The organism is Streptomyces sp. NPDC107575 (assembly GCF_055657265.1).
On sequence record NZ_JBVKBG010000002.1, the window covers coordinates 749,446 to 764,998 of the forward strand.

The 15,553-nt window shown below is 70.9% G+C and carries 11 protein-coding genes and 1 pseudogene; 3 read left to right on the plus strand and 9 right to left on the minus strand.

Features of this window, described 5'->3' with window-relative positions; genetic code table 11:
- Positions 1–9 precede the first annotated feature (9 nt).
- Positions 10–423, plus strand: a pseudogene (locus tag ACZ7L4_RS10035) (DUF6508 domain-containing protein); the annotation flags it as partial.
- Positions 424–483: 60 nt separating this feature from the next.
- Complete coding sequence (locus ACZ7L4_RS10040) at positions 484–1,515, plus strand: ADP-ribosylglycohydrolase family protein (RefSeq protein WP_472101994.1); 1,032 nt, start codon at positions 484–486, stop codon at positions 1,513–1,515.
- Between the two features lie 96 nt (positions 1,516–1,611).
- On the opposite strand, the gene ACZ7L4_RS10045 is transcribed toward ACZ7L4_RS10040, so the two are convergent.
- The 9 genes from ACZ7L4_RS10045 to ACZ7L4_RS10085 are packed head-to-tail and all read right to left on the minus strand — an operon-like array spanning position 1,612 to position 12,884.
- Complete coding sequence (locus tag ACZ7L4_RS10045) at positions 1,612–3,774, minus strand: glycoside hydrolase family 3 N-terminal domain-containing protein (RefSeq protein ID WP_472101240.1); 2,163 nt, start codon at positions 3,772–3,774, stop codon at positions 1,612–1,614.
- A gap of 48 nt (positions 3,775–3,822) precedes the next feature.
- Positions 3,823–4,707, minus strand: coding sequence for an ROK family protein (locus ACZ7L4_RS10050; protein ID WP_472101241.1), 885 nt, complete (start codon positions 4,705–4,707; stop codon positions 3,823–3,825).
- Entirely contained in the window at positions 4,704–5,576 is an 873-nt protein-coding gene (locus ACZ7L4_RS10055; RefSeq protein WP_472101242.1) for a hypothetical protein, read from the minus strand. Before ACZ7L4_RS10055 ends, ACZ7L4_RS10050 begins: the two co-directional genes overlap by 4 nt.
- The gene (locus ACZ7L4_RS10060; protein ID WP_472101243.1) at positions 5,573–6,346 is read right to left on the minus strand and encodes a phytanoyl-CoA dioxygenase family protein; all 774 of its coding nucleotides are present in this window, start codon (positions 6,344–6,346) and stop codon (positions 5,573–5,575) included. Before ACZ7L4_RS10060 ends, ACZ7L4_RS10055 begins: the two co-directional genes overlap by 4 nt.
- A gap of 33 nt (positions 6,347–6,379) precedes the next feature.
- The gene (locus tag ACZ7L4_RS10065) at positions 6,380–8,221 is read right to left on the minus strand and encodes an ABC transporter ATP-binding protein (RefSeq protein ID WP_472101244.1); all 1,842 of its coding nucleotides are present in this window, start codon (positions 8,219–8,221) and stop codon (positions 6,380–6,382) included.
- 1 nt (position 8,222) lies between these two features.
- Entirely contained in the window at positions 8,223–9,161 is a 939-nt protein-coding gene (locus ACZ7L4_RS10070; protein WP_472101245.1) for an ABC transporter permease, read from the minus strand.
- The gene (locus ACZ7L4_RS10075; protein ID WP_472101246.1) at positions 9,161–10,156 is read right to left on the minus strand and encodes an ABC transporter permease; all 996 of its coding nucleotides are present in this window, start codon (positions 10,154–10,156) and stop codon (positions 9,161–9,163) included. Before ACZ7L4_RS10075 ends, ACZ7L4_RS10070 begins: the two co-directional genes overlap by 1 nt.
- Before the next feature lie 5 nt (positions 10,157–10,161).
- Entirely contained in the window at positions 10,162–11,832 is a 1,671-nt protein-coding gene (locus tag ACZ7L4_RS10080; protein WP_472101247.1) for an ABC transporter substrate-binding protein, read from the minus strand.
- 47 nt (positions 11,833–11,879) lie between these two features.
- Positions 11,880–12,884: a LacI family DNA-binding transcriptional regulator gene (locus tag ACZ7L4_RS10085; RefSeq protein WP_472101248.1), complete on the minus strand. Its 1,005-nt coding sequence runs from the start codon at positions 12,882–12,884 to the stop codon at positions 11,880–11,882.
- A gap of 168 nt (positions 12,885–13,052) precedes the next feature.
- Between ACZ7L4_RS10085 and ACZ7L4_RS10090 the strand changes: the two genes are divergently transcribed.
- Positions 13,053–15,530 (plus strand): beta-galactosidase, encoded by a 2,478-nt coding sequence (locus ACZ7L4_RS10090; RefSeq protein WP_472101249.1) that lies wholly within the window; start codon positions 13,053–13,055, stop codon positions 15,528–15,530.
- Positions 15,531–15,553: the final 23 nt, after the last annotated feature.

Genomic DNA, 15,553 nt, shown 5'->3' on the forward strand with positions numbered 1-15,553 from the left:
ACGACGACGATGAATCAGCCTGGCGACGCGCCGGCCGACGATGCCGCGCTGCTCGACCAGCTCGACCTGACCAAGGGCGCGCAGTGGGAGGAGCTGGAGCGCGGGACCGGGCCGTTGCGTGAGATTCGGGACGTGCCGTGGACGTCTCCCGTGGGGGACAACGGGGTCCGGCACATTCCCTTTCCTCAGTACCCGCCCCTCGTCCAGCGTGTGACCGAGCTGCTGTACGAGGTCGGTGCCGTCACGCCCGCCTACAAGTGGATGGACCAAGAGCCGCCACGGCCCGGTGACGACGGCACCATCGGCGCGGCCGACGCCGTCCGCCTGATCACCAGCGTCGTACGAGGTGAACGCTTCGGGGACGGCTGCATCGCCAGCGCCCTGGAGAACGGGTCGTTCGCCGGCGCCGTGCAGGCACTGGTCACCTGGTACCGAAGCACGTCCAGCACACCCAGTACGTCCCACCGGAAGGAACACACCCTCGTGAGCACCCCCAACAAGCGCCCCGCCACCGGCGCCCTCATCGGTTCCGCGATCGGTGATGCCATGGGGCAGCCCACCGAGTTCCTCACGTCCGTCACGCGCATCGAGGCAGAGTTCGGGCCCTGGCGCGGGATGCGGCTGCCCGTGCGGCACGACGGCGTCGCGCTCGTCACGGACGACACCGAGATGACGCTGGCGGTGGCCCGCGCCCTGCGGCAGGTGCAGGAGGGCGGCGGGCTCGCCCAGCCCCAGCGGGTGACCGGCGCGCTCATCGAGCGGTTCGGTGCCTGGCTCGACCGCCCGGGCATCGCCCCCGGCAACACCTGCATGACCGCGTGCCGCGCCCTGCGCAAGGGCACCCCGTGGGCCCAGGCCACACTCCCGAACTCCAAGGGCTGCGGCGCCAACATGCGCGTCGCGCCCGTCGCCCTTGTCCCCGGCGCGGCGCCTCACCACCGCGCCCTGATCGCCCAGTTGCAGAGCGCCCTCACGCACGGCCACCCCACCGCCCTCGCCGCCAGCGACCTGACCGCGTACGCGATCCGGCTCCTCGCCCACGGCACGGCGCCCGCCCTTCTGCCGGAACTGCTGCTCGCCTACGCGCGCGCCTCGGTCCTCACGCCGCCTCCCGGCTGGGGCCAGTGGCTCGGCGACCTCGCACCCCAGGGCGCTGCCTACGTCGACGGGGGCTGGCAGGAGTGCATCGGCGTCCTCGAACGCCTGGCCGCCGCCACCGCGCCTGGCGGGGTCGACCCGGAGGCCGATCCGTGCCTGGCGACGGGCGCGGCATGGATCGCCGAAGAGGCCCTGGGCACCGGCCTGTTGTGCTTCATGCTCTTCCCCGACGACCCGGTCGCGGCGGTGCGCCGCGCCGCGTGCACCTCCGGCGACTCCGACTCCATCGCCGCGCTCACCGGTGCCTTCGCGGGCGCCTACCACGGGATCGCGGGCTGGCCTCCGGAGTGGATCTCCCAGGTGGAGCACAGCAAGGAACTGCTTGCGCTGGGCGGGGAGTGGGACGAGGGGGCCTGACCCGGTCCGAGTGTGACGAGGCCCCGGCCCGATGCGATGCAGCCGAGCCGCCGCCCAACGGCTGCAGCTCGGCTGCATACGCGCCGGAGCCGGCCGTCAGGTGACCGACAGCGTGCACCGCTCCCGCGTCGTCGAGCTCGTCCCCGCGTACAGGTGGAAGCGGCCGCGTTCGACGGTGAAGGTCCCCGCCGGGTCGTTCGTCCAGAAGCCCAGGTCGTCGGCGCCGAGGCGGAACGTCACCGTGGTGCTCGCGCCCGGCGCGACCGTGACGCGTTCGAAGCCGCGCAGGCGGCGGACCGGTTGCGCGATGCTCGCCGCGAGGTCGTGGACGTACAGCTGGACGACCTCGTCGCCGGTGCGGTCCCCGGTGTTCGTGACCTCCACGGTGACTTCGACCGTCTCGGCGGAGTCCTGGAGGGCGGCCGCGGTGATGGTCTCCTGGCTCGGCCGGGGCCCGGAGACCGCGAAGGTCGTGTAGCTCAGGCCGTGGCCGAAGGGGAGGCGTGGCCCGTGCTCCAGGTCCAGATAGCGGGAGCGGAAGTGTTCGTCCGGCTGCTGGGGGTCGTACGGGCGGCCGGTGTTCTCGTGGTTGTAGTAGACGGGGACCTGGCCCACGGTGCGGGGGAACGTCACCGGGAGCTTGCCGCCCGGATTGACCCGGCCGAAGAGCACGTCGGCCACCGCGTGGCCCGCCTCGATGCCCGGGTGCCAGGCCTCCAGGACGGAAGGTGCCGCGTCGAGCCACGTGCCGAGGGCGAGTGGGCGGCCGTTGAAGAGGACGACCGCGTACGGCTTGCCCGTCGCCGCGACCGCCTCGATGAGCGCCTCCTGGCCGGGCGGCAGGCCGATGTCACTGCGCGAGCACGCCTCGCCGCTGAGGCGGGACTCCTCGCCGACCACCAGCACCGTGAGGTCCGCGGCCGAGGCCGCGGCCACCGCCTCGGCGATGTCGCCGCCCGCGTGCGTGACCGTACGGCCGGGGGCAGCCGCCCGTACGCCGTCGAGGACGCTCACCGTAGGGAAGTGGAACGCGCCGGGTCCGCCCCACGTTCCGTGCAGGTCGGTGGAGTCGGCGAGCGGGCCGATCACCGCGATCGAGCCGGCCGCGGAGGGTGACAGCGGGAGCAGGTTCTCCTCGTTCTTCAGGAGCACCATCGAGCGCGCCGCCACCTCGCGTGCCGCAGCCCGTGCCTCCGGCATCGGCCCGGTGATCTCGGCGGACTCGTCGGTGTACGGGTTGTCGAACAGGCCGAGCGTGAACTTCAGGTGGAGGATGCGCGCCACCGCGTCGTCCACCCGGTCCATCGTGAGCCGGCCGTCGGCCAGCAGCTCCATGCCGTGGTCGACGACACGGGTGGAGATCATCTCCATGTCCAGGCCCGCGGTCAGGGCGAGGCACGCGGCGTCCGCGCCGTCCTCCGCGAAGCCGTGCGGGAGGAGCTCCTCGACGCCCGTGTAGTCGCTGACCACGAAGCCCTCGAAGCCCCACTGCGACTTCAGGATGTCGTTCATGGTGTGTGCGTTGCCGTGCGCGGGGATGCCCGCGACCGTGTTGAACGCGGCCATCACCGTGGCCACTCCGGCGTCCACCGCCGCCTTGAACGGTGGCAGGTACAGATTGCGCAGGCGCTGCTCGGACACGTCGACGGTGTTGTAGTCGCGGCCGCCCTCCGCGCCGCCGTAGGCGACGAAGTGCTTGGCGCAGGCCGCGATCCGGTCCGGTCCGGCCAACTCGCCACCGTGTGCGGGGCCCTGGTAGCCGAGGACCTTGGCCGCCGCGAAGGCGGAGGTCAGGTGGGGGTCCTCGCCGTTGCCCTCGGCGATGCGGCCCCAGCGCGGCTCGTGGGTGACGTCCATCATCGGGGCGAACGTCCAGTGCACGCCCTGTGAGCGGGCCTCCTTCGCCGACACCTCGGCGTCCCGGCGTGCCGTGTCCGGGTCGAAGCTCGCCGCCTGGGCGAGGGGGATGGGGAACGTCGTCCAATAGCCGTGGATCACGTCGAGTCCGAAGACCAGTGGGATGCCGAGGCGGGACTCCTCCACGGCGAGACGCTGCAGTGCGTTGGTGCTGGCGGCGCCGTGGATGTTGAGGACCGATCCGAGCAGTCCGGCGCGGGCCGCCGCCTCCGCCTCGTCGGTCTGGCCGTCGCCGGGGCCGGTGTCACCGTTCCAGGACAGCTGTTGGAGCTGGCCCAGCTTCTCCTCGGGTGTCATACGGCCGAGGAGTTCCTTGACCTGGTCGTCGTACGGTCCAGGCATGCGGGTCCTACCTTTCGGAGGGGCAGATGGTGTGTGGTGCCCAAGGCGTCAGGCCGGCGCGTGTTCCCGGACCGAGAGCGCCGCGCCGGTGAGTCCGGAGAGGGCGCCCAGTTCCGCGCGGCGGACCGGTGGCCGGTCCGGGCGCGGGGTGTGTGCGGCGAAGGCGATCCGCAGCGACTTCTCGATCGGGCCGCCGGCGGCGCCGAGCCCGCCGCCGACGACGATCGCGGCGGGGTCGAGCAGGGCCACCGCCTGGGCGAGGGCGGCGCCGAGGGCCTCCCCAGCCGTGTCGAGCACCTCTGCGGCGACCGGGTCGCCGGCTACCGCGCGCGCCACCACATCGCGGGCGCCGGTCACCGGCGACCCGGTGAGCACGGAGCAGCGGGCCGCGATCCCGGCCCCGGAGGCGCAACTCTCGAGATCCCCGGGTGAACCGCCGGGCACGGGCCAGGTGCCGAGGGCGAGGGCCTCTCCGCGCCGCCCCGCCCATACGCGCCCGTCCTGCACGAACGCGGCGGACAGGCCGGTCCCCAGGGAGACGTACAGGAACGAGCCGAGGCCCCGACCGCCGCCCATCCGGGCCTCGGCGAGCGCACCGCAACGAACGTCCGACTCGATGACCACCGGGAGGCCCGGCACGAGGGGTGCGAGGAGTGTGTCCGGCTGCTCGCTCCAGTCGATGACCTCGCGACTGGTGAGGCGGCCGGCCGATGTCACGTACTCGGGGAACCCCGCGCCGATTCCGGCGACCTCTACGCCCAACTGCCCTGCAGTTTCCGTGAGTTCGCGGACGATGGCTACGGTTCGACGAAGTCCTGGGTCGCGGTGTGTCGGGCGCCGCGCCGTGCACAGTACTTCGCCGTCCCGCGTCACGAGGCCGCCGGACAGTGTGGTGCCTCCGATGTCGAGGGCGACAACGGCGGGCCGCGTCATGGGTGCCAGCCCTCGGGGACCCGCCCGGCGCCGGCCCAGTACCGCGCCCCGGTTCCGTCGAAGTCGAGGAGTTGGTACCTGGTGCCGGCGGGGAGGTACGCGGCGTCGTGCGGTGCGATCCGGTGCCAGGCCGGGCCCTCGACGTCGGGCAGATGCACATGGACGCTGCCCTCGGTGACGTAGAGAACCGTCTCGTCGGCCGCCGTGTGCACCGCGCCGCGATGCCCGGGTGTCAACCACCCGCTCGTGACGGTCAGATACTCGGTGTCGACCGCCGTTCCCGCCAGGTGTCCGCCGTCCTCCTCGGGCAGCCAGTGGAGGTGATCCGCCCGCCGTACGACATGGATGCGGGCCTTCTCCTCCCGCTCGGTGCGCGCGGCGGGCCAGCGGCCGTCCCAGCGGGTGTCCCGGTAGTGGGCCTCGGGCAGCAGCGGCCTGCTGCGCGCATATGGTGACGCCGTGTTCCGTGACGGCGGCGGCGAGAAGAACTCCAGGACGCGCACCGGCTCGTGGCGAGGGTTGACCGCGTGCGTCCACGTGTCGCGCCGGAAGAAGCCGATGTCACCGGCCGCGAGCGGACGCACCTCGCCGAACTCCGGGTCCAACAGGATCAGTTCACCCTCCAGGACGACATAGGCCACGTCGGCCGCGAACACCGTCGGATTCATCGCCGAGTGCACGTACCGGCCGCGCGGCGGCAACGTGAACTGCAGGACGTGCAGATCGGTCGACGACACGTACACCCGGTCGCTGACATGCCCCGAGCCGTCCTCGTCGCCCCACAGATGGTGTGCCGCTTCCTGTCGGCGGATCACCGTGGGCCGGTCGTACACCGGACGCGGCGTGGCCCGCCGCACCCCCTCGCTCACAGCTCCGCCACGATCTCGCCGCCGCTGAGGAACGGGTCCGTGGCGCCCTGCGGGGTGTCCGGCGCGTCCTTGAGCGTGATGATGTCCTTCGAGTACTGCGCGATGTACACCCGCCGGTTGCGGTCCGTCAGATTGGGGCCGCTGCGGTGCATGACGACGCTGGAGAAGACGACGATCGAGCCGGCGGGGGCGGTCATCGGCAGTCCCGGATCCGCACCGAAGTAGCAGACACGGTCGTTGGAGACGGGGTCGGTGATGTGCTTGACGTAGGACTTCACGCCCGAGCGCGAGTAGGGCAGCAGATGCACCGGTCCGTTGTCCATGGTCACGTCGTCGAGCGCGATCCACACCGTCACGTACGGCTCGTGGTCCTCGTGGACGTACCCGGAGTCCTGGTGCCAGGAGAAGGCCGTGTCGGGGTCGCCCGCCTTGATGACGTACTGCTCCCAGAACAGGTACGCCTCGTCGCCGAGCGTGGCCCGGCAGATCTCGGCGGTCAGCTCGCTGAAGAGGAACTGCCGCAGTTCCGGGCGGTGTTGGTAGATCATGTTCGAGAAGTAGCGCTTGCCGCGGTGGTTGATGCCGATGGAGTCGACGCCCGCCGCGTCCATCTCCGCGTCGAGCCGGTCGATGGAGAACTGGGCGCCGCCGCGCAGGAGTTCGAGCTGCTGGGCGCTGAGGACGCTCTCGAGGACGAAGTAGCCCTCGCGTTCGTACTGCTCGCGGAGCGCGGGTGTGACGAGGTCGCCGATGGTGCCGGTCGTGGACATGGATGACTCCTGGGAAGCGGGAAGGGGTGCCGTTCAGGATCCGACGGGTGTGCTGCGCGGCCGGTCGGGGCGGGGGATCGCCGCGAGCAGTTTGCGGGTGTACGGATCGCGGGCGTGCGCGATCACGTCGCGGGTGGGGCCCCGTTCGACCAGGGAGCCCTGGTTGAGGACCAGGACCTCGTCGGCGAGGAGCCGGGCGCTGAGCAGGTCGTGGGTGATGTAGAGCATGGCGATGCCGCGCTCGCGCACCAGCCGGTCGAGGAGCTCGACGATCTCCGCACGGATCGATACGTCGAGCATGGAGATCGGCTCGTCCGCGACCAGGACATCGGGGTCGGGGGCGAGCGCGCGGGCGATGACCACCCGCTGCCGCTGGCCGCCGGAGAGCTGGCCGGGGAGCTTGTCGAGGTACTGGGCGGCCGGGCTGAGGCCGACGGTCTCCAGGAGCTCGGCCGCTTTCGTCCGTGCCTGGTCCACGCTCAGGCCCAGATGGTTGCGGAGCGGGCGGCCCAGTGCGTAGCCGATGGTCCGGGTGGGGTTGAGCGCCGCGAACGGGTCCTGGAAGACGAGTTGGACATGGCGGCGGTAGCGGCGCAGGGCGTGGCGGCCCAGGGTGTCGACGCGGGTGTCCTTGAAGCGGATCGTGCCGGTGGTGGGCCGCTCGACGCCCGTGATCATGCGGGCGATGGTCGTCTTGCCGGAACCGCTCTGTCCGACGAGCGCGCCGACCCGGCCCGGCCTGAGCGCGAAGGACACGTCGTCCACGGCCCGGACGGCCGTCGTGCGCAGGCCGCGCCGCGTGCGGTACACCCTGCCGACGCCCTCCACGACCAGAACGGGTTCGGTGTCGGCCGGCACCCTGGCGCCCGAACCGCCGACCGCGGCGAAGGCCCGCGCCCCGGAGGCGTGCGTACCCTCCTCGACCAGCAGACACCGGGCCGCCCCGCCCGGCACGGGCAGCAGCTCCGGGTGCCGGGTGCGGCAGGCGTCCACGGCCACCGGACAGCGCGGCTCGAAGAGGCAGCCTTGGTGCTCGTGCGCCAGGTTCGGCGGGCGGCCGGGGATGTAGGCGACCTGGACGACCTCGTCCCGCGGGTCGGCGTACGAACCGAGGAGCCCGGTGCTGTACGGGTGAAGCTGCCGCGCCACCATGTCGGCGGCCGGGCGGCTCTCGACGATCTCGCCCGCGTACATGACGAGCACCCGGTCGGCCATCTCCATGACGGTGCCGAGGTCATGGCTGATGAACAGGACCGCGAAGCCGAGCGCACGCTGGAGTTCGCGCACCCGGTCGAGGATGTCGCGCTGCACGACGACGTCCAGGCCGGTCGTCGGCTCGTCCAGCAGCACGAACTTGGGCCGCAGGGCGAGCGCCAGTGCCAGGGCGACGCGTTGCTTCATGCCGCCGGACAGCTCGTGCGGGTAGCGGCGCAGCACGTCCCGGTCGAGGGAGACGAGGTCCAGGAGTTCACCGGCGCGGGCGTCGACATCAACGTCCTTGCCCGCGGCGTCGGGGTGCGCCGCGTAGGTGTCGGCGAACTGCTCGCGCACGGTGATCACCGGGTTGAGCGAGTTCATGCTGGACTGGAAGACGGTCGACAGGTCGGCCCAGCGCAGCTCCCGCAGCTCGTCGTCGGTGGCGTGGGTGATGTCGCGGCCGTCGAAGACGATGCTGCCGGAGGCGATCGCGGCGGGCTTGTCGAGGAGGCGGAGGATCGCGTTGCCGAGCGTCGACTTCCCGCAGCCGGACTCGCCGAGCAGGCCCACGAACTCGCCTTCCGCCACCTCGAGTCGCACCCGGTGCACGGCCCGCACGGCGTCCGCGTCGCGGGGGCTGTACGTCACGGTCAGATCGGTGACGTCGAGCAGCGCCATCTCAGTCCTCCCTCAGGTGCGGGTTGCTCAGCGCGTCGACGCCGAAGTTGATGAGCGAGAAGGAGGTGACGAGGAGGGCCAGGGCCAGACCGGGCGCGATCAGCCAGGCCCACTGGCCCGTGGTCATCGCGCCGCCCATGCTCGCCTGGTTGAGCATCGTGCCCCAGCTCGTGGTGTGCGGATCGCCCAGGCCCAGGAACGACAGGCCGGCCTCGGCGCCGATCGCGCCGAGCGAGGCGCCCATGAAGTCCACGACGATCAGCGAGATCATGTTGGGCGCGATCTCGTACGCGATGATCCGTGGCGTGCTGTCGCCGGCGAACTTGGCCGCCGTCACGTAGTCGCGGGTGCGCAGCGTGGCGATCTGGGCGCGTTTGACGCGGGCGCCGAAGGCCCAGCCGGTGACCGTGATGACGATGATGACCAGCCAGAGTCCCTTGACCGGCGCGTACGCCGCCAGCGTGATCATCAACGGCAGGACGGGCACGACGAGTCCGAGGTTGATGAAGAAGGACAGGATCTCGTCGACGGGCCCCTGGAGATAGCCGGCGGTGAGCCCGACGGCGACCGCGATCAGCGTGGACAGGGTGCCCGCCACCACACCCACGATGAGTGAGGTGCGGGTCCCGTGGATCACCTGCGAGAACACGTCCTCGCCGCGCGCGGTGGTGCCGAGCCAGTGCGCGCCGCTCGGGCCCTGCGAGAGGCCGAACACATCGGTGCGCGGTGCGTACGGCGCGATGACCGGGGCGAGGAGCGCGACCAGGACGAAGGCGGCGAGCAGCAGCAGTCCGGCCCTGCACTTGCCGTTGCGCCACAGGATGAGGAACCAGCCGGGGATCCGGGTGGAGCGGCCCGCGGTGATCGCCGCGAGCTGCACACCCTCGGTGTCGCCGGCGTTCGGCGCGGCCGCGGCGCTCGGGGAATTGGCGATGGTCATCAGGCCGCCTCCGTCCTGCGGACCCGCGGATCCAGGAATCCGTACGCCATGTCGGCGAGGAAGTTGGCGATCAGGACGCCGATCGTGGTGAACAGGAACAGCGCCTGCATCAGCGGGAAGTCCTTGTTGCTCACCGCTTCGAGGAGCAGGCGTCCGAGTCCCGGATAGCTGAAGATGCTCTCCACGAGCACGGTGCCTCCGAGGATGCCGCCGAGCGCGATGGCGAAGCCCGTGACGTTCGGCAGGATCGCGATCCGCGCCCCGTAGGTGAGGGCGATCCGGCGGCGCGGCAGCCCCTTGGCGCGGGCCAGGCGCGCGTAGTCCTCGCCGAGGGTCTGCACCATGTTGTTGCGCATGCCGATGATCCAGCCGATCGGCCCGGTGACGAGGAGCGCCACCGCGGGCAGCACGCTGTGCTGGAACGCGTCGGAGAAGAACAGCCACGACCAGCCGGGTCTTGAGCCGCCGCCATAACCGCCGCCCTCCGGGAACCAGTTGAGAGTGATCGCGAAGACGAACACGAGCAGCAGAGCGATCCAGAAGAACGGCAGCGTCCCCACGAAGGTCGAACCGATGGTGATCCACGAGTCGACCCGGCTGTTGCGCCGGTACGCGGCCCACGCCCCGAGCAGCGTGCCGACGACGAAGGAGATGATCTGGGTGACGCCGACCAGGACCAGGGTCCACGGCACGGCCTGCATCACCACGTGCCCCACGCTGTACGGGTAGTACGTGTAGGAGAGCCCCAGCTGGCCGTGGGCGAGCGCCCCGAGGTACTCCCCGTACTGCGTGAACAGATTGCCGTCGGGGGCGCCCAGCATCTTGCGGACGGCCGCGAGTTGTTCGGGGTTGACCACCCCGGTCTTGCCCGCGAGCCGTTGCAGGAGTGCCTGGGCCGGATCGCCCGGCTGGAGCCGGGGGATGAGGAAGTTCAGGGTCACCGCGGCCCACAGGGTGGCCAGGAAGAACCCGGCGCGGCGGAGGAAGTACGTCATGCCGGTCAGCCCTGGGCCGGGCGCAGATGAGTGAGCAGGATGAGATTGTCGCCGCCGGCCGCGTACGGGTCCTTCGCGCTCGGCCAGCCCACGGCGCGGGTGGTGTCGTACTGGAACCACTTGGCGCCGTACCAGATCGGGATCATCGGGACCTTGTCCATCATGATCTCGGAGAGGCCCGCGACGGCCTTCCGCTGCCCCTTCTTGGTGCTCGCGGTCCGCAGGTCGTTCAGCAGCGCGTCGGTCTTCTTGTCCTTCCAGCGCACCTGGTTGTTGAGGGCGCTCTTGCCGACGGGGGCCGTGCCCGCGCTGTCGAGCGGGTCGCCGAAGCCCTTGGCCATGTTGCAGTCACCGCCGTGCGCGCCGAACATCATGTCGTAGCGGCCGAAGGCCCGGTCCTGGTCGTGGGCTTCGGGCGTGGTGCGCTCCAACTCGACCTGCAGACCGAGGGACTTGAGATTCTTGACGAGGATCTCGGCGGCAGCGACCCAGTCCGTGTACGCGGTGGGTGCCTTGAAGGTGAACGAGACCGGCTTGCCGTCCTTGCCGAGCCTGCGCCCCTGGGCGTCCTTCTTGTAGCCGGCCGCGGTGAGCGCCTTGTCGGCGGCCTTCGGGTCGAAGGGGACGCGGCCGCCGTCCTTGAGGCCCTTGGGCAGCCAGTCCTGCTGGCCGGGCAGCACCAGACCGGTCTGGCTGGCGGTCTTCACGTAACCGAGCTGCGCCTTGCGGGCCACCGTGGCGCGGTCGAAGGCATGGGTGAGCGCGCGGCGGAAGGCGACGTCGTCGAAGGGCGCCTCGGTGAGGTTCATGTAGACGCTCATGACCATGCCCGGCGCATACCAGTAGTGGTGGTGCTTCGGGTCCTTGTCGACGTAACTCTTCTTGACGTCCGGGATGAACATCCCGTTGGTGTCGTACTCGCCGCGGCCCATCTTGAGCTGCTCGATCTCGGGGGTGCCGTTGTTCTGCTTGAACCGGACCTCCTTGACCTTCACGTGGTCGGCCTGCCAATAGCCTGGGTTCCGCTGGGTGACCACCTGCTGCGGGTTGAAGGACTTCACCTTCATCGGCCCCGTACCCACCGGGTCCTCGGCATTGGTGAACTTCGTCGGGTCCTTCACCTTCGACCAGATGTGCTCGGGGACCATGGGCACGGAGCTGACGACGGAGAAGCCGGAGGCACCGGGCTTCTTGAACGTGAGGGTGACCTGCTTGTCGCCGGTGGCCCGCACCGAGTCCAGCAGCGACCAGGCGCCCTTGGTATCCAGGACGTCGTGTTTCTTGAGCATGCCGAAGGTGAAGGCGACGTCCTTGGCGGTGAAGGGCTTGCCGTCGTTCCACTGCACCCCGTCGCGGATGTCGAAGACGAGGGTCTTCGGGTCCTGCCAGTGGTACGACTTCGCCAGCCAGGGCTTCTCCGTGCAGCTGTTCTGCTCGATCTGGTAGAGCGGCTCGTAGACGAAGTTCGAGGCGACCAGCTTCGAGGTGTCCAGGAACGGGTTGTAGTTGGCCTGCGGAGCGTTGCCGCCGCCGATCCCCGCGTACGTGATGTGGCTGATCATTCCGTCCGAGTTGACGCTGTCGCCGGTGTTCTCGGTGCCCGTGCACGCGCTGAGCAACAGGGCGGAGCTCGCCAGTGCGACGGCCAGGGCGGTGGTGTGGCGTGGTGTTCTCATCGTTGAGAGACCTCCGTCGTCTTCAGGTGTCGGGCGCGTGGGTGCGCTCAGTCGCGGGGCTGCGGCTCCCGGCAGCCGCACGATGCACGCAGGACGAGTCGGGTGGGCAGCGTGATGTGCCGGGTGGGCCGCGAGCCCTGCTCGGCGAGCAGGCGGGCGGCGTGGGAGGCGAGTTCACGGATGGGCTGACGCACCGTGGTGAGTCCCGGACGCACCATCGCGGCCATGTGCATGTCGTCGAACCCGGTGACCGCGAGATCGTCGGGCACCCGGAGTCCGTGGCCGAGGGCGGTGAGCATCAGGCCGAGGGCCGTCTCGTCGTTGGCGCACATCACCGCGTCGGGGCGCGGTGCGTCCGCCAGGATCCGCTGGGCGGCGATGACCCCGTCGGACTGCTGGAGACCGACCCGCACGGGCTCGTCCGGCGGGGTGACGCCCGCCTCGTGATGGGCGGCGAGGAACGCCTCCCACCGGGACGTCACATCGGGGGAGCCCGCCGGATTGCCGACGAACGCGAGGCGCCGGTAGCCGTGTTCGACGAGCAGATGCCGTGCGAGGGTGCCGAACGTCGTGTTGTCCATGGTCACCGTCGAGTGGACGGCGCGCTCACGGGCGCACATCACGACGAGCCGCACCTGTCGGGCGACCTCCTCCAGTGCCGCGTCGGAGACGGTGCCGGCCAGGATCGCCATGCCGTCCACCCGCCCCGCGAGATCGATCACCCGCGCGTCGGTCTTGGAGTGCGAGTGGGAGGCGAGCAGGAACACGCTGTCGCCCGACTCCTGCACCTCGTCCTCGAACCCCTGGAGCAGCTCGGAGAAGTACGGGCCCGACAGGCCGGGGAAGACCAGCCCGACGGCCCCGTGCCGGGTCTCGGCGAGCGCGCGCCCCAGGTGGCTGGGCCGGTAGCCGGACTCCTCGATGATGCGCAGGACCTTGTCGCGGAGCTCGGGGGAGACCGTGGTCGAACCCCGCGAGACACGTGACACGGTGGCGGGCGATACACCCGCCTGCTGAGCCACCCAGCGCAGTGATACCCGGCTATTGCTCATGGTGACGGCCCCCGATATGTTCGGGAAACGGTTTCGAGAAACCGGTTTCTCAGCGATTTCCGCAACGTAGCCCCGGCTCCACAGGGATGGCAATACCCCTGTAGCAAGCCGGAGTTGGCAGCCAAGAATTCCTCAGGACTCCGACGAACGCCTGATGAGGACGGTTACGTGAGTACTTCAAGGTCCAGGAGCGCGTCCAGGACGGTCGGATTCGAGCGGCGGCGGCTGCTTGTGGACGGGACGCCCAGAGTCGTCATGTCCGGGGAGGTGCACTACTTCCGGCTGCGGCGCGCCGACTGGGCCGACCGGCTCGACAAGCTGGTGGCCGCCGGGTGTACCGCCGTCGCCAGTTACATGCCGTGGCTGGTGCACGAGACACCGGACGGCGAGGCGGACCTGACGGGAGCCACCAGCGAGTACCGCGACCTCGTCCATTTCCTCGAACTGGCCGCTGAGCGCAAGCTGTTGGTGATCGCCCGCCCGGGGCCGTTCGTCATGGCCGAGCTCAAGAACGAGGGCATCCCCTTCCGGATCTACCGGGACCATCCGGCGGCGGTGCCGCGCGGCTGGGACGGCGAACCCGCGCCGACCCGCACACTCGACTACCTGGACCCCGGCTATCTCGCGCAGGCGGAGCGGTGGTTCGCGGCCGTCATGCCCGTACTCGCCGAGCACCAGACGACCCGCGGGGGTCCGGTCGCGGCCGTCCAACTCGACAACGAGGTCGGCATGTTGACCTGGGTCAGCGGCGCCCCCGAACTCACGGACCGCACCCTGGCCGCGCTCGCCGCCCGCTCCCTCGAACGCTGGGGCCCCGAGGAATCCCTGCGACGCTACGGCGCGGACCCCACCCACCCCGCGGCATGGGCGGCCCAGTGGCGCTCCGGCGGCACGCTCCACGGCACCGTGACCCAGCAACTGGCCCTGCACCGCGACCTCGGCGACCACCATCGCGACCGGTACGCCGCCTACCTGTTGCGGCTGCGCGACGTGGCACGGGCGCACGGCATCGAGGTCCCGACGCTCGTCAATGTGCACGGCACCGACGCCGCCCGCGGACGCACCTTCCCCATCGGCATCAGCCAACTGTCGCGCGCGTACGCGGGCATCCCGCAGATGACCTCCGGATCCGACCACTACCTGTACGACGCGACCGTCGAGAACACCCCCGACCTGTACGTCATGAACGCCTTCATGGCCGCCGTCCACGACGCCGACCAGCCGCTCACCTCACTGGAGTTCGAGGCGGGCACCGGCGACTACGGCGAGGACCTGAGCCGGCAGGCCGACCCGGCGGGGACCGCGCTCAAGACGCGGCTCTGCGCCGCCCAGGGCAACCGGCTGATCAACTACTACCTGTTCAGCGGCGGCCACAACCCGCCCCTGGACGAGCCCGCCGACGACGGCAACGACCGGATTGCGTTCACCGGGGAACGCCACGGCTTCGCCGCACCCGTCGACCCCGAGGGCAGGATCACCGAGGCGTACACGTCGATCAGTGACGCCGTGCGCGCCGTCCGCGGCAGCGAGCACCTGCTCGCCGACATGGACGAGGTGCACGACGACCTCGTCCTCGGCTACGTCCCCGACCACTACCTCACCGAGTTCGCCCACCCCGCATCCGAGTCCCGCGGCGCACAACGCGGTGACATCGAACGCTCCCGGGGCATGGGCCCCCGCGACATCCTGGCCCGCTCCCTCGTCCTCGGCGGCCACTCCTTCAGGGGGTGCGACCTGTCCGCGGCCCCCACGTCGCACGCGGCCGAACTCGACCCGGACGGACCGGTCTTGGCGCTCGCCACGCCCGCGACGCTCGGGCGGGAGGTCCAGGAGCGGGTGGCCGCGTTCCTGCGCGCGGGCGGCCGGCTGCTGCTCCACGGGCGGCTGCCGGTACTCGACGACGACGGCACACCGTGCACGGTGCTCGCGGATGCCCTCGGCCTGGCCGTGGATGCGTTCGTGGACGGCACGGCCCACCACTTCCCGTCGGTACGGGCCGGATCGCGCCCCGAGGTCCGGGTGGGCTTCCTGGAACGGCTGCGGATCACCGGCTCGGGTACGGCGAAGGCGGAGCCGCTCGCCCTGGACGTCGCCGACGGCTCACCCGCCGCCCTTGACATCACCCTCGAAGGTGGCGGCCGAGCAGTTGTGGTGGCCTGCGACTACCCCTGCCACCTGGAGTTCTGGCGGATGCTGCTCGCCCGGCTCGGGGTGCGGGCGCGGATCGTCGCCGACGGAGCGACTCCCGGGCTCGTCACCACGGTCACCGCGGACGCGACAGGGCAACGCCTTGTCCACCTGGTCAACGTCGCCGTACAGCCGCAGCGCTTCACGCTGACCGTGGCGGGAGAGCCGTACGCGGGCGGCGCCGTCCTCGAACTTCCCGCCCGCCAAGGCCTGATGCTTCCCCTCGGCGTGCGGCTCGACCGGGCGGTGCTGCGCTGGTCGACTGCCGAACTCGACGGTCCGGGCGACGAGTCGACCCTGTGGCTGCGGCGCGGTGCCGGACCCGGCAGTGCATTCCTCGACACCGGGCGGCCGGTGCGCGTCGAGTGCGACGCGCGGGCTGACTCCGTGGACGACGGTGCGCTCGTGACCTGGCCGGGAGGGGCGGACGGCGAGCGACTCGTCATCCACATCGCGTAACGGGACACACCACCGCCGTAACG